Genomic DNA, 13,161 nt, shown 5'->3' on the forward strand with positions numbered 1-13,161 from the left:
CAAACAGGAGAGTTCCATGCCCACTGAGACCACATCGCTCAATACGCTTGAAAGCATCAAGCGCCTCGCAAAAGCCATCAAGAAAGACGCCGGGATCAAGCACTTCGCTGCGCTTGACCAGGCAGCAATGCGCGCCGGATTCGCCAACTACGCGCATGCTCAACGTACCTTGAAGGATGTGCGCCCATCTACAACACCTGACGCGCTGAGTGATGCGAATCAGCACCGAGATCCGCAGTTGAAGCTTTCGACGGAAACCGAGGATTCTCCCTCTCTCCCCACGGTCGGGCTGATGCTGATGGTCGAATCTGCTGCCGCCAAATCCGCAAACGGCGTGGCCCATGTTACGTACTCCGACTTGGCTGCTGCAATTCATGACTCGCGCCCAATGTCAGGGCAACAAAAGCTACGCCTGCGTAAGAAGTTCACTCGTGCGGGGGAAGAAGCTCGGAAGCAAGGGCTGAAGTGGGACTGTGTCCTAACCACCTGAGCGGACACTTGGGCAACTACGTGTTGCCCATCTTTCCGTGGTCGCGTGACACCCAAGGAATGTGCAGCCCAGAGCACCAATGAAAAAAGCCCAGTCAATCCGAAGATCGAGCTGGGCTTGTTAGGAGTGGCAATTACATGCCTGGGGTTACGTCATCATGAGCTTTTTCAGCGTGGTTTCCATACGCCTCAAGAGCACGTTTCAATGCCGGAACCTCCTGGGGATCAAAGCACACAAACGGTGCTTCATAGCCCGCCTCGGAGGCCATCTTTTCAGCCAGATCGTAATGCTCGCCAAGGTCAATTTGATCTTGGGTTGCAGCAACATCAAAGACGGGCATATCGCTACTGCCACTTGCATTTCTGCATGCAACAACAACCTTGATAATGCTTACGTTCTGCACGTTTCCGCGCTCCGGTGAGGACGCTATTTCCAGACACCCAATCGCTTCACGCACAAGGGCACCGAGGTCATCGCCAACGATGCAGAAGCCATCTGCATCATCTTCCGTATCGCGCACCATATATCGTCCAGAGAACTCCGGCTTGACCTTAGGATCGCGCGCTCCAGCGAAGTAGCCATACGACTGCAGCAACTGAACCTTTCCGTCGTCCTGATGGCGAATGCCTTGCATCACATCCCCCACAATGAATAGTGGATGTTGACGCTCAAACCATTGCCAGATGCCTTCCCGATGGGTACCCACACGAAAGTCCAAAAAGACCTCTTCAATGCAGTCATCACCATCTATCGGCACATCTCCGAGAGCATCCCATTTCGCATACAAATCGCTAAGAGAAAACCGTCCTTCCACTTTTCCTTGCTCCTGAACAGCAGTAGCTTGGATGACAGGTGCTTGAATAGAAGTCGTGTGAAAAGTGATTGCGATGTGGACATTCAGAGTGATCTGAACTTCGTCGCCTTCACTGTCCTCACAGACAAATTTATCCCCAATCCATTTGCCATTGGCAACTCCCTCTTCTGTCAGCGCCAGCTGGTAGGTTGCGGATTCCTCATCCACCCACGCAAAGCTGACTATTTCATTTGAGGGAACCCCTTTCACTGAGTCAGTGGACCAACCCGACAGCAGTGGGCTGCAGCTGAGTTCTACTGAATCAGCTTTCTTGAGCAGATCCATGAAGGATTCCACCTTCGACTTTTCTTGCTCAGCCGCACAGGTCTGTATCTCTGAAAGACTGATACCACGGCTCTTAGCTAGAGCACAGACCGCATCTTTGTAGCTACGTTGGAATGCACCAAGCTCAGGATGAGCTGGCACGATAAATCCTGACACAGACACATCAAAAATTGGTCGCTCAGTCTGTCCAAGCGTGTCATGGTATTCATCCACGGTGAAGGCTTTTTGGTTCATTTCTATCTCCTATTGGTAGAGACAGACACAGGCCCTTGGGCTGCATGTGCCCGTCTGGGTTTCTAAATATCGTCAAACAACAGAGTTGGCCTTGGGGCCGCGCTTGCGGGATGCAATGCGGGCTTTCAGGCGTTCACTCGCTTCTAGACGCAGTTGGGTAAAGGTCGGCAGCTTCATTTTCAAGGTGTGCATCTCAGCCAATTCCTCTTGAGTGAGGAAATCGACAGTAGCTCCACCATGCAAAGCGACAAACCAATCACTAGCGTCACGCTTTCGCGCTTCGCCTAGTGCAGAGATTTCGTCAATCCGCTGAAGGACCATTTCTAGGGACTGTGCAACCGCAGTTGACGTTTGAACAGACATATCAGACATGCCAGATTCCATTTGAGGATGAGCATGCCCCGGAAGGGCAAGGCCCCTCCGGGTTTAAAGATATCTTCACCTTCTTGACCTATGAACCCCGCCGCCTTATGGCAGCGTAAAACTCATAAGCCATTCAGGGCCAAGACGATTGCGCAGTTGACGCAACAGATGCCCATCCGGCATCGTCGCATCCTTTCCCGAAGTCCAAGCGGCTGACAGTCGGCCTTTCCAGTCAGCGCCAGCACGCTTCGCAAAGCGTGAGAGGGCGGCAAGCTGTTCCGGCGTGGGGTCTTCTTCCTGGTCCTCAGATCCCAGTCCAGTGTTCAATGTGTCGGTCACTTCCTTCAGTGCAGAAATCTGCGCTTGAAAAGCGGGGTCGTCACTTGCGCACAGTGGCTCAATATCAACCTTTGCGTGGTTGGCATTGCAGTTCAAACAAGCCTTCATCCATTCCACCGTATCAGCCTGGTTCTTGAAGCGATTTTCAAAAGCCGCGCCTGCTGGTGTAGTCACGATGAGCTTTGCAATCACAGTGATGGTTTGGGGTTCGTTGCTAAATGCGTTCATTTCCAATCTCCTAAATTGGAAAGGCGCGGCCCGGAGGGCGACAACGCCCTTCCGGGTTAAACAAAAAGCTTTCGCTTCAGACTGCTACATCAGATGCAAAGCACACCTTCACATAGCCATCCTTATCCTGATATCCAGGCCAGCCCTTGCTGCAACTGCTCATATCGCCTGGGCAATAGTTGCAGTGGCCGCATGAGGCGCAGAGATCGTCATCGCTGATGCTTTTGACACCAGAAGTCTGGATCTTGACCAGCTCACCGCTCAGCAGGGCATAGGCCTTGCTTACAGAGATGAAGTGCTCGCCATCCTTAGCAGGCTCATCGCACTGCTCGTAGACCTTCGCAGTGGAGAAAGCCCCCCAGCAATCGCCTTCCCAGAACCCCAGCTTTTCGTGCTCAAACTCCTGTTCGGAGTAGAGAACATGCAACTTGGATTCGAGGGTCAGTATTGCGGGCACGAACCCGAGAATGCGGTGCAGTACCGCGTTCACGCTTTCGCCTGGATGCTCCTGATATGCGCCCTTCAAAAGACGCACTTGCATCACTTCAAGGTGCTTGAGCAAGTCCTGTTCATCGAGCACCGGCCAGCCCTGCTCTTGTGGCAGGACATCGCACAGCAAACGAGGCACAAAGGCTTGATAGTCCTTGCATTGCAACAATGCATATTCACCCAGGCCTTCTTCGTTGTCTGTGTACCAAACCCATACCGGGCTACCAACAGGCAACATGGAAGGCATCTGCTGACGGAAGCCCAGCAACAGCAGCAGCTTGTCGGCATTCGTCAGTGTGTAAGCATCATGCTCGACGACAGCATTGCTACCGCCGAACATTGCTTCCATGGCCAGGGTTTCCATCATTCTCGGAGGGAGAACCAGACCGTGCTTCGCAGTCACCGTGAGCAGCCAGCCCGAGTCTTTCGGCCCGAACTCTGCAAGTGAGGTGTAGTAGACATCACCCTCAGAGCTGATGTTGGCAAAGAACGATTCCGTTGGGCGGTCGTAACCGCATTCCAGAACCAGTTCAACACCATTGACGCTCGTTTGTTTGATGAAGTGCTTGGACATGGGATTCCTTTCGTGGGGAAGTGAAAGGGCACCGCGCCCCATAGGGCAAGACAGCGCCCCATAGGGTTGAAGAAAGTTGGGAAAGAACAGATTCAGCGACTACACATTTGCAGTCGCTACTAGGTCAGACTCCTGAGGAGCCTATTCATTGAGAAACGAGGAACGCGTCCCAGGCCTCGGTGGGCTTGGCTACGGCTTCCACAGCTTGATGGGTCCATCCCTTATCGGGTGGTTTGTGAAAAGAATGCTCACTGGCGATCATCTTCTTTCGCGGGTTGAAGATGCGCGCAGCACCCTTCAGGGCAGCTGTCGCCCATCTGGGTTAGAAAAGGCCGCGAGGCCTGCCAAAAAGCTGTTTGTTTGCGGAGGCCAGCTACCTCACGTTTTCGTTCCGAAAGGAACAAAATCAATCTGCCCAGTATGCCCCTACCGCATGGTCTTCGGCCTCTGCGCATTGGCCCAATCTGGGCGGTGTTTCGTCACGACAAAGCACCGTAGCTCATTGCCAGAATAAAAAAAGCCCAGCCAATCCCTGTAAGGATCGAGCTGGGCTTTTTGCTGTCACAGCAAGGCAATTTGCGCTGTATGGAGCTGGTCGCATCTGTGCTCCAGGTCCAACCAGGCGCGCTGGCCATGCAGTTCATGCTCCTGTCGCCATTGCGAGCGACGCAAGATCTCATCGGTCATCCGGCTTTGGCCAGTGGCGAGAGAAATTGTGCCCATGCGCAAATAGGTCTTGAAGCCATAAGTCCAGTCGCTGCAAGACGGATCGCAATAGCTCGCAATGTAGTCTTCGGCCAGGAACTCCAAAAAGTCTGCTGCTCCCACAGCGTCTACCGAGAAAGCATCCGCCTCTTCGTAGTCACACACCAATGCACCGTTGGAAAGGGATTTGAGGCCCACGTTGCACGAGTCCGCAAACATCTCCAGGCCCACATCACGCAGACCGACTGCGCTTTTGATGCCTGTGACCTTGTACCAATCATCGCCCACATGAATGCGGCCCACTTTGGGTACGTCCGTTTTGGGGAAGACTGGTACTACCGGCGCTTCCTCCCATCCATCATTGTTCTGAAGATCCAGATAGATCTTCAAAGCGCTGAAAGGAGGGGCGATTGCGTACAAAGACCAACGAGCATCTATGGCAATAAGCTGTTGAATGCTGATGATTTGCACACCGGACTTTCTTTCGGCAGTCAGGGTGTAGACCAAGAGCTTTTTCAGGGTGTCTGGCGAGTATGTGTCTGCGCCGATCTCGATGTAGCCATCACTGGCAATCGAGCGGCCCACAAACTGCCGCATGCTCCAGTCATACTGAGTGTTGGCAATCCAGTTGCGTAGCCGGTTCAAGGGTTTCATGAACCCGTAGCGCACCAGGTCAGAATCAATCATCTGCTCTGCTGATCTGTCATGCGGTCCGATGCGAGTGCATGCCCAGCATCCTGTGCGCGCTCCGCACGGTTTGCTACTTCCCGACATTTTCATGTCGGCAACGATCACACACGACGAACCTCCTGCAGCCTTGTAAAGCTCCATGGTGTCGGAGAAATCGCTATAGCTGTCATACACACCAGCTGCACACATCCCCAGATGCTCCCAAACGTCATCGACGGTGTGAAGCAATATTGGTGACGCGCGAAGATGACCTTGATCATTCACCCAGATCCCTTCGGCAGACTCCTGACGCTCTTCAATACGCTTATCGCGCGCTGCAGATTCGTTCTGGCGCACACCAGTCATGACCACAGGTGCTTTCCAATCACCGAGATTCGGTGCTGAGCGCATCAGCTGGTTGAGCAGCTTAGTGTTCACCTTGACCTTCAGATCAGTTGAGCAATCCGGGCGACTTGAGGCGAATGCAGGTAGCGCCCGCCCGCCAATCACTCGGACAGGGAAAGAGTCGTTCAGATCTGGATAACCAAGCAACACCCGAAGATCGAGCTGGTGACGCTGCGCAAACAGCTCCATCTTTTTAAGCTCAGCCAGCGCCAGCCTTGCAACCACTGGGTTTTCAATGCCAGTCTGACTGTGAACGATGACGATGGGTGGCACCTCATAGCCCTGCGTTTTCAGCTCGGCACCCGTCAGCAAAATGACGCTGGCCAGGACCGAGCTGTCTTTACCTGCAGAGAAAGCACCGACACAGATGTGCCGAGCTTTCATGATGTCCGAGACGATACGACGAGCGCGATCCTCAGCTGACTCCAGCCTCACGCTAACAAGCGCCGTGGTGGACCCGACATCACTTGCTGTCTCATGGAAAAGGTCTAGCGTTTTCATTTTGATCTCCTGAAACAAATCAGGGCGATCTCCCCCACAGGGGCTGAATCGCCCCAGGGGGTTGAAAAAGACCGCTATGCGGACTCAAAGGGTTGGATAGGGATCAATCAAGGTTGGTTGACCCTACCCAGTCGGTGAAGGCAATTGATTGCCTGTGTCCTAGCCGAATGCCTTTTCAGGCAAGCAGGCACTCTTCGATTTCTGTCCAGCGATATCGCTGCGCAAAACGAAACTCAGGGCTTGAGAAAGCATCAAACCGAACCTCTTGCGCGGCCTTGGCCACATCAGAACTCGGGACTCGCCACAACCCGCTCAGAAAGCGCGAGAACTTTCCATTGACAAGATAGACGCCATCCTTTGAAGGTGGCACGGTCCCCTTGTAGCTGGCCTTGGTTGGAACCTTGGCACTCTCCCCTTCCAAACTGGTGAAGGAAACGGCCCAGGCCTGCAGCGGTTGAGGTTGTACGTGTATCGACATATCCACTCCGTATGAAATGGACAGACCCCGGCCCAAGGGCAACAGAGGCCCATCCGGGTTTGAAAAAGACCTTGCGGCCAATAAGAAGCTGTTTGTTTGTGGAGGCCAGCTACCTCACCTTTCGCTCCCAGGGGGAACAAATTAGATTTGCCAAGTATGCCTGTGCCACCCCGTACAGCTCAGTACTCGCATTGGGCCAGTTTGGGCAGAAGCTTGCATTCCTGAGGCTCCGGCTATGGTGTTTATGTGAGGCCGATACGGGCCACGAAGAACGACACTTTTCCAGGTACTCAACAATGCAAAACCAAACCACCGCTGAACTGACCGCCCTCGAACTGGCCTTGCGTCAACTCAACAGTAGCGATCTGTGCAGCTTGGTCCGTAACGAACAATCCGCAATGACCTTGAATCAAGTCTTTGAAAGCCAGTCCGATCAACTGCAGCAGCTGGAGCTGATGAACAACAAGCTCACACTGGCTCTGAAGCGCGTGACTGCCGTGGCCATCTCCGTTATGTATTCCAGCAAGAAAGATCAGGTCAGCCGCGAGTTCTCGCACGACGAATTGCTGGCAGTGGCCACCACTGCTGAACCCATGCGCCAAAACGGTGTTGCCCAGGAAGCGGTCTACCGTGCAGCATGGTCCCTGGTGCAAGAGCAACAAAACACCGACTACACGCTGCACTGAGAACCACCGCAAGCCGCGCGAAAACTCGGGCCATGCTCACAGCCAGGAAAGCTGGCTTGTGACCATGGCCTTTTTGCTGAGTCACGCATTTTGCTAAACTGTATATATATACAGTACACCGCAAAACCGACATGCAGCCCCAACCTCTTCCCCTACAGCCACTGCCAATCGACGCCAGACCATGCTGGTTGATCGGCGTCTCAGGCGCTGTCAGAGCTGGATTTCCTAGCCCTGCCGAGGACTTTTCCCAGTCCCCAATTGATATCAGCAAGCTACTGATTCCTCATCCACAGGCGACGTTTTACTTCCGAGTCTCTGGTGACTCGATGGTGCTGGCCGGCTTGCATGATCAGGACTATGTACTTGTAGACCGCGCTATACGCCCGGAACCGGGTCATATCGTTGTCGCAGTCTGGGACCAGGATTTCACAATCAAGTACCTCCGAAAGCGCGGCTGCTTCTACCTCGAAGCCGCGAACCCCACCTACCCAAAGATGGTTCCCCGCGAAGGACAGACGCTGGAGATCTTCGGCGTTGCACGCACTGGCTTGCACGCGCTTCCCGGCTTCAATATCCGGCCCTCATAGGTGCCCTATGTTCGCCCTTTTAGACGCTCACAACTTTTACGCATCCGTAGAGGGGGACATGCGGCCTGCGCTGCGCTCACACCCCTATGTGATCCTTTCAGCAAACGATGGAGCTGTTGTGGCTCGATCCGAGCTGGCGCGTGCCCTGGGGGTCAAGATGGGAGAGCCGTGGTTCAAGCTCAAGGATCTGCGCGAGTTGAAAGGCTTAATGGGGCTGTCCGCGAACTTCACGCTGTATTCCGACTATTCAACACGCATGCACAGCCTGCTTGCAGGCCTTGCTGAGCACACAAAGCCTTACTCCGTCGATGAGTCATTCAGTTACCTGGGAGACATGCGCGGGGACCATACAGAGCGGGTCTGGCGCATGCGAGAGCGTGTTGGCCAATGGCTAGGCTTGCCTATGGGTGGGGGCATTGGAAAAACGCTCACGCTTGCGAAGCTGGCCAGCCATATTTCCAAGCAAGCGTTTCGTAGACCAGGCACCTACCCCGCAGAACTGGCCCATGTATGCAACCTTGGCCAGTGTGCGCCCTCCCTACTGCAGGACTGCATGGCGAATACGCCCGTCAACGAGGTGTGGGGTATAGGACGACGCTACTCCGCGCAGCTGATCGACGGCGGCATTCTCACGGCATTGGATCTGGCCAACATGGATGCGGGCACTGTACGTGCAAGGTGGGGGGTCAATATGGAGCGCACCGTGCGCGAGCTGAATGGCATTGCTTGCATCGATGTCGAAGGCTCTAGCACGCGCCAACAGATCATGTGCTCCCGCTCCCTTGCCAAGCCGGTGGAGTCCTGCCAGGAGTTGCAGCAGCTGGCCAGTCTGTTCGCAACCAATGCTGCGCGCAAGCTGCGCCAGCAAGGCTCCGTGAGCAAGGCGGTTTCCGTTTTTGCGATGAGTAGCCCCTTCCGTGATGGCCCGAGATTCGCACGCTCTCGTGTAGTACCCCTAGCCAGAGCGACTGACGACTCCCGCAAGCTTTGTACTGCCGCAGCAGCTGGAATGCGGAGCATCTTTGAAACTGGCTATGACATCGTGAAGGTAGGCGTCATGCTGATGGACATCAGCTCGCGCGAAGAGGCCATGGCCCAAGGCCAATTGTTGTTTGATGATTGTGCGGACGTGACAAACGAGGGGCCGCTGTCGTCTAAAGAACATGCCCTGATGCTGGCCGTCGATGCCGTCAATGAGCGCTATGGCCGAAATTGCTTGCGCACAGGCAGCACCACAGTGAAGAGCTACAGCAGGCAAGAGCTTAGAACCCCGCACTACACGACGAATCTCCAGGATGCGCCAATTGCCAGGGCGTGACAGCTTGGAGAGCTAGAGAGTTCTTTTGACAAAAAGGTGTGAGTTCCCGGCGGAAGAGCCAGGACCACACACCTGACCGGCTACTCCCAACGAATTTATGCCGTTGGGTAGATTTCTTTCGGCGCATCCGGCCACTCTTTGCGAATAACGTCGAACGAACCTTCGCGCCACAAACGAAGCAGCGCCATGGGATCTTCGCTCTGATTCTCCAGAACATAGTTAAGCAACGCATTCCACATTGGCCCCACCGGCTGCTCAGCAGCTTCCACCAGCTTCACCTCGACATCCGACGCATTCAATCCCCCGCCAAGGTTCCACCATGGAGTCCAAGAACCATCAGCATTTTTGAAGCGTGCCTGGTACTTGCCGCCGTTCGCGCCAATCCTCTTTTCAGTGTTGGGCGAGGTTCGATTTGGAATGCAGCTCATGATTTCCTGTGAAAGTCTGTGAAGGAATCCGAACCTTAGAAGCGTCGAGGCTGTACTCTTCAATGCTGCGCGACCCGTTTTGGGCAAGTCCACGCTCCAAATACGAACCACGCAAAAGGAAGGCCAAGAAATGAGCAACCTAGTCTGTGATTTCTACGATGACGATGGCGCACTGGATGGCCCATGGCACTGGTCTACAGTCCTCTGCCGTGGGTGCTTTGAAAGTCATATGGACTGGCGGGTTCGCGTCAGTCCGACGAGCGAATCCTGGGAAAAGTGTGAGCGCTGTGGGAAACCGCCATGCGAGAACCTTGATAGTTCCCTGGATGCAGATGACGATGAGCTGCCCTCTCCAGCAGAACCAGAAAAACCAGAAAAAATGCTTTCACCGTCCCAATCCATCGCTCTCATAATTGGTCACGAACGAATCAGTCATGCTGAGGCGGTGCGCAGGGTCTACGCCTACATCGAGGCGAATGCGCTTCATGATCCTCAAGCTCAACGCATCATCCTGTGCGATAGCATCCTGGAAGCAGCTCTCGGCGTCCCCAAAGTGAGTCTATTCGCCTTACCCAAACTGGTCCTAAGCAAGCTCCAGTAAGGCAACGACCGAAAAAAGGCGGCAAGCAGAGAATCCCAGAACCATCCTAGATAGATACCCGCTTCGGGGCGATTGTTGTCGGTGGTGCAGTACAAGCAGGCCGGTCATTGCGTATCTGCATGATGGTCAATTAAGGCCAGCACCCATACTCAACGCGGTTGCCCCCAGGTCACATTCAAGATCTCTTCAATCTCGGCCACATCGTCTTCGTTCACATAGAACGGAATTACGGCTAAGCCCACGGCCTTTGCTGCGGCATAGCGATGATTGCCACCGCTGAAAAAAGCTTCATCTTTAACGCGAATCACAAGCGGCGGGGTCATCGGCATCCCACGGCGCAGATGAGCTATCACCTGGGCCAATCGCCAATCAGAGCCGAGTGACCACAGCTCTTTTTCAGAGTCGCGGCGACAGTAACGGGCCAGATTTTGATCGAACTCGCGCAGCGGCATGTGGCCCAAGCGCAGGCCATTTGGGTACATCTCAAGCATCGCTTGCGCAGTCACTCCATCCATTGCGAAGTGCTGTCCAGCTTGCGAATAGTCCCAGTTGAAAACAAGCGCGGGCCACTCGCATACCGGCTTCCCGAGGTACAACGCGCCCTCTTCCTGCAGCGATTTGTTGTAAGCCATCAAAGCTTCGTATTCATCCAATGTCAGGCCACAACTTTGAGCAGTCTGTCGGTCGATAATCTTGGCCAATTGGTCTTTGTCAATGCTGGCCAGCAGCTGCTTGAAATCTGAACCCATCCCAACGTCCCTCACCATACAAAGTCCCTAATGCCCATAGCCCTTGCATAGAGCCTGCAGGCTATGTGTACATCACTCCAGTCGAACACCCCATTCCTCTGGGTGATTCGCACTTGCCCTGAGTGCAAGAAGCGCTGGTAGGAAATGACCAACTTCTTCTGACGGTAGATCAGATGCTCAAAGAGACTTTCTGCGAACTGCAATTGCTCGACATTCGGCTTCACTTTTCCAATTCGAGCAACCGTCTCCCTGGCATGAATACTGAACAACTCCCAATCCTTACCTTGATTCGGGAGCGCTTGCATCACTGCGTGGAGGTGGGCCAAGAACTCCACAATCGTCACGGCAGGAGCCTGGGCCTGGGCCGGTGTATGAGCCTTAGGCTTGTGGTCGATGAACGCATTGAACGTGGACACCAGCTTATCAAGCACAACCTGCGAAATGCCAAAACTCTGTGCGTCTGCAGGCAAGAGAACTTGCAAATGCACTACTACCTGCGGAACCAAGTTCGCGGTCTTAGTTGCCAGTGGAACGATGTTGTCGGCCCGCTCCAGTACGAGTGAGCCGTCCTGCCGAATCCACTCCTGCAATGTCCGTTTGTCACCGTAGCGAATCGTCGCACCGGGAAGGCCCAACTGTTCAAGCGCCGCGCGAAAGGCACGCAGCCAAGCAGTGACGCGACCAATATCGTCCTCCCGAACCCAACGGCTCAATTTGTGCTTTTCGTACTGCTTGGACATGCTCAGCTGCTCACTGCTCCCAACAGGTCAATCTCATGAAACTTCAGCGCAACCAGATCACGCAACGTTGGAAGTTCGTTGGCTTGGTTGAGCCTTTCAGCGAAAGCCTTGAGCTGGGGATTTTCATGCAAGAACGCCGAATATCTTTCACGATTCAAACTTGCGGGTGTGGAGTCTAAGGCCGCACTGATCGAATCAATCATCTTGGCCATGACAGCCCTCTTCATCCTCTCATGCAGAGCTGCAAGCACCCCAAATACAGCAATCGCAGCCTTGAAAACGGTCAGAAAGATATCTTCGCTCCCATTGATCAGATCAATAGCAGCTAACGCTCCGAAAAGCAGGCCGCCGCCACCAAAGATGGCAGTGTGCATTTGAACCTGTCGATTGGGCTGTCTCAGGTACTTTGCGACCGCCGCATCAAATTCCTTGGGCTTGTGAACCAGGGCATCGATACCAGCGCGCACACCGCCTCCGTATGCGCGCTCTGCAAGTTGCAGGCCGTAATAAACACCCTGCACATCGTTTTCCTCCATGAAGCCAACCATCGTCTCTTGCTCGGGTAGCTTGTCCCGTTCGATCATTTCATTCCTCTCCGTTTCTTTGTGACAATCCCAGCAGCCAGCGCCTGATGATTGGGCACCAGCAGTGTATGGGGGGAACCATGAATCAACGCCGACTTTTAGCCATCGTCTCTGTCAATCAAGAGAACCGGGTTCGCTGCATGTTCCCCAACTGCAATCACCCGATCCACAAGCGCATCTACGTGGTGGACGATGCTGGTGACATCAAGCTCATTGGGTCTACATGCATTACCAAGGATGGCTATGCTGCAGGTATCGACTTGAGCCAGCCTGCCTATTCCGTATCGTCTGGCAATGGCCGAGAGCTGACTGAGGAAGAGCGCCAGATCCTGATCAGCAATACCCACGAGCTTCTTGCACGCTTGAAAAATGAATACGAAGCCCAGCTGGCCAGTGAGGCTCTGCAGGCACTGGCCATGTCCCAAGCACTTGCTGCAAAAGCTCGCCCTACCAACTCTCCACCGTCCAGGCCTACCCCAGCTGCCATGCCACCAAAGCTGGTCGTTGGGGAGGCTCTGCGCAATGCACTGCCGCCCTGGCCATGGGTTGATCCACTTCGCTCTGTCCTGTTCATACAAATGGCGGACGGGAGCAGCTGGCTGCGCGTGCAATCGAGAGACAGCGGAAGCCATCACCTGATCCCGTATCCAGAATTTGTGGGATGGCAAGACTACCTGCCCAGCCATCTCGGCCATCTCAATTCCACCCGCGACGGAATTGAAGTTCCCAGCATTGGCCCTGCCCTCATGTTTCTTCGCGCTCAGAAACCAGTTTGTGAATCTGTGTGTCGAGGCTTCGCACAGGCACGCCAGATGGCCAGACAGTACCACCCGCATCTTTGATGGATGCAACGCA

The 13,161-nt window shown here is 54.3% G+C and carries 16 protein-coding genes; 6 read left to right on the forward strand and 10 right to left on the reverse strand.

Features of this window, described 5'->3' with window-relative positions:
* Positions 1-16 precede the first annotated feature (16 nt).
* Positions 17-490 carry a hypothetical protein gene (locus tag FSY45_RS20135; protein WP_148748311.1) on the forward strand — a complete coding sequence of 158 codons (474 nt, stop codon included), beginning with the start codon at positions 17-19 and terminating at the stop codon, positions 488-490.
* 133 nt (positions 491-623) lie between these two features.
* Here FSY45_RS20135 and FSY45_RS20140 read toward each other — a convergent pair whose 3' ends face one another.
* From FSY45_RS20140 to FSY45_RS20165, 6 genes are all read right to left on the reverse strand, one after another.
* Entirely contained in the window at positions 624-1,862 is a 1,239-nt protein-coding gene (locus FSY45_RS20140; RefSeq protein ID WP_148748312.1) for a hypothetical protein, read from the reverse strand.
* 72 nt (positions 1,863-1,934) lie between these two features.
* Positions 1,935-2,234 carry a hypothetical protein gene (locus FSY45_RS20145; RefSeq protein WP_148748313.1) on the reverse strand — a complete coding sequence of 100 codons (300 nt, stop codon included), beginning with the start codon at positions 2,232-2,234 and terminating at the stop codon, positions 1,935-1,937.
* 96 nt (positions 2,235-2,330) lie between these two features.
* Positions 2,331-2,792, reverse strand: a complete 462-nt coding sequence (locus FSY45_RS20150; RefSeq protein WP_052084781.1) for a hypothetical protein — start codon at positions 2,790-2,792, stop codon at positions 2,331-2,333.
* A 76-nt stretch (positions 2,793-2,868) separates the two neighbouring features.
* Complete coding sequence (locus FSY45_RS20155) at positions 2,869-3,855, reverse strand: hypothetical protein (protein ID WP_148748314.1); 987 nt, start codon at positions 3,853-3,855, stop codon at positions 2,869-2,871.
* 561 nt (positions 3,856-4,416) lie between these two features.
* On the reverse strand, positions 4,417-6,135 hold the full coding sequence (locus tag FSY45_RS20160; protein ID WP_148748315.1) for a hypothetical protein: 1,719 nt from the start codon (positions 6,133-6,135) through the stop codon (positions 4,417-4,419).
* Between the two features lie 175 nt (positions 6,136-6,310).
* On the reverse strand, positions 6,311-6,613 hold the full coding sequence (locus tag FSY45_RS20165) for a hypothetical protein (protein ID WP_148748316.1): 303 nt from the start codon (positions 6,611-6,613) through the stop codon (positions 6,311-6,313).
* A gap of 398 nt (positions 6,614-7,011) precedes the next feature.
* Between FSY45_RS20165 and FSY45_RS20170 the strand changes: the two genes are divergently transcribed.
* From FSY45_RS20170 to FSY45_RS20180, 3 genes are all read left to right on the forward strand, one after another.
* Positions 7,012-7,299: a hypothetical protein gene (locus tag FSY45_RS20170; protein WP_148748317.1), complete on the forward strand. Its 288-nt coding sequence runs from the start codon at positions 7,012-7,014 to the stop codon at positions 7,297-7,299.
* A 131-nt stretch (positions 7,300-7,430) separates the two neighbouring features.
* Positions 7,431-7,886 carry a LexA family transcriptional regulator gene (locus FSY45_RS20175; RefSeq protein WP_148748318.1) on the forward strand — a complete coding sequence of 152 codons (456 nt, stop codon included), beginning with the start codon at positions 7,431-7,433 and terminating at the stop codon, positions 7,884-7,886.
* A 7-nt stretch (positions 7,887-7,893) separates the two neighbouring features.
* A complete protein-coding gene (locus FSY45_RS20180) occupies positions 7,894-9,204 on the forward strand; it encodes a Y-family DNA polymerase (RefSeq protein WP_148748319.1) in 1,311 nt (436 codons plus the stop codon).
* Positions 9,205-9,299: 95 nt separating this feature from the next.
* Here the strand turns inward: FSY45_RS20180 and FSY45_RS20185 are convergent, their stop codons facing one another.
* Entirely contained in the window at positions 9,300-9,632 is a 333-nt protein-coding gene (locus tag FSY45_RS20185; RefSeq protein WP_034367562.1) for a hypothetical protein, read from the reverse strand.
* 130 nt (positions 9,633-9,762) lie between these two features.
* Between FSY45_RS20185 and FSY45_RS20190 the strand changes: the two genes are divergently transcribed.
* On the forward strand, positions 9,763-10,233 hold the full coding sequence (locus tag FSY45_RS20190; RefSeq protein WP_148748320.1) for an SWIB/MDM2 domain-containing protein: 471 nt from the start codon (positions 9,763-9,765) through the stop codon (positions 10,231-10,233).
* Between the two features lie 149 nt (positions 10,234-10,382).
* Here FSY45_RS20190 and FSY45_RS20195 read toward each other — a convergent pair whose 3' ends face one another.
* Genes FSY45_RS20195 through FSY45_RS20205 form a run of 3 tightly spaced genes read right to left on the reverse strand, consistent with a single transcriptional unit; the run spans position 10,383 to position 12,306 of the window.
* On the reverse strand, positions 10,383-10,982 hold the full coding sequence (locus FSY45_RS20195) for a transcriptional regulator (RefSeq protein WP_148748321.1): 600 nt from the start codon (positions 10,980-10,982) through the stop codon (positions 10,383-10,385).
* An 11-nt stretch (positions 10,983-10,993) separates the two neighbouring features.
* Positions 10,994-11,722 carry a hypothetical protein gene (locus FSY45_RS20200; protein ID WP_148748322.1) on the reverse strand — a complete coding sequence of 243 codons (729 nt, stop codon included), beginning with the start codon at positions 11,720-11,722 and terminating at the stop codon, positions 10,994-10,996.
* Positions 11,723-11,724: 2 nt separating this feature from the next.
* The gene (locus FSY45_RS20205) at positions 11,725-12,306 is read right to left on the reverse strand and encodes a hypothetical protein (protein ID WP_034396700.1); all 582 of its coding nucleotides are present in this window, start codon (positions 12,304-12,306) and stop codon (positions 11,725-11,727) included.
* Positions 12,307-12,386: 80 nt separating this feature from the next.
* Here FSY45_RS20205 and FSY45_RS20210 point away from each other — a divergent pair, with 80 nt between their 5' ends.
* The gene (locus FSY45_RS20210; RefSeq protein ID WP_131667157.1) at positions 12,387-13,148 is read left to right on the forward strand and encodes a hypothetical protein; all 762 of its coding nucleotides are present in this window, start codon (positions 12,387-12,389) and stop codon (positions 13,146-13,148) included.
* Positions 13,149-13,161: the final 13 nt, after the last annotated feature.

This window comes from Comamonas sp. Z1, from assembly GCF_008121555.1.
Lineage (GTDB): Bacteria > Pseudomonadota > Gammaproteobacteria > Burkholderiales > Burkholderiaceae_C > Comamonas > Comamonas thiooxydans.

Excerpts from the sequence above, each read along its gene's own strand:
- FSY45_RS20135 (WP_148748311.1), top strand. The coding sequence starts at position 17 with ATGCCCACTGAGACCACATCGCTCAATACGCTTGAAAGCATCAAGCGC.
- FSY45_RS20140 (WP_148748312.1), bottom strand. The coding sequence starts at position 1,862 with ATGAACCAAAAAGCCTTCACCGTGGATGAATACCATGACACGCTTGGA.
- FSY45_RS20145 (WP_148748313.1), bottom strand. The coding sequence starts at position 2,234 with ATGTCTGATATGTCTGTTCAAACGTCAACTGCGGTTGCACAGTCCCTA.
- FSY45_RS20150 (WP_052084781.1), bottom strand. The coding sequence starts at position 2,792 with ATGAACGCATTTAGCAACGAACCCCAAACCATCACTGTGATTGCAAAG.
- FSY45_RS20155 (WP_148748314.1), bottom strand. The coding sequence starts at position 3,855 with ATGTCCAAGCACTTCATCAAACAAACGAGCGTCAATGGTGTTGAACTG.
- FSY45_RS20160 (WP_148748315.1), bottom strand. The coding sequence starts at position 6,135 with ATGAAAACGCTAGACCTTTTCCATGAGACAGCAAGTGATGTCGGGTCC.
- FSY45_RS20165 (WP_148748316.1), bottom strand. The coding sequence starts at position 6,613 with ATGTCGATACACGTACAACCTCAACCGCTGCAGGCCTGGGCCGTTTCC.
- FSY45_RS20170 (WP_148748317.1), top strand. The coding sequence starts at position 7,012 with ATGACCTTGAATCAAGTCTTTGAAAGCCAGTCCGATCAACTGCAGCAG.
- FSY45_RS20175 (WP_148748318.1), top strand. The coding sequence starts at position 7,431 with ATGCAGCCCCAACCTCTTCCCCTACAGCCACTGCCAATCGACGCCAGA.
- FSY45_RS20180 (WP_148748319.1), top strand. The coding sequence starts at position 7,894 with ATGTTCGCCCTTTTAGACGCTCACAACTTTTACGCATCCGTAGAGGGG.
- FSY45_RS20185 (WP_034367562.1), bottom strand. The coding sequence starts at position 9,632 with ATGAGCTGCATTCCAAATCGAACCTCGCCCAACACTGAAAAGAGGATT.
- FSY45_RS20190 (WP_148748320.1), top strand. The coding sequence starts at position 9,763 with ATGAGCAACCTAGTCTGTGATTTCTACGATGACGATGGCGCACTGGAT.
- FSY45_RS20195 (WP_148748321.1), bottom strand. The coding sequence starts at position 10,982 with ATGGGTTCAGATTTCAAGCAGCTGCTGGCCAGCATTGACAAAGACCAA.
- FSY45_RS20200 (WP_148748322.1), bottom strand. The coding sequence starts at position 11,722 with ATGTCCAAGCAGTACGAAAAGCACAAATTGAGCCGTTGGGTTCGGGAG.
- FSY45_RS20205 (WP_034396700.1), bottom strand. The coding sequence starts at position 12,306 with ATGATCGAACGGGACAAGCTACCCGAGCAAGAGACGATGGTTGGCTTC.
- FSY45_RS20210 (WP_131667157.1), top strand. The coding sequence starts at position 12,387 with ATGAATCAACGCCGACTTTTAGCCATCGTCTCTGTCAATCAAGAGAAC.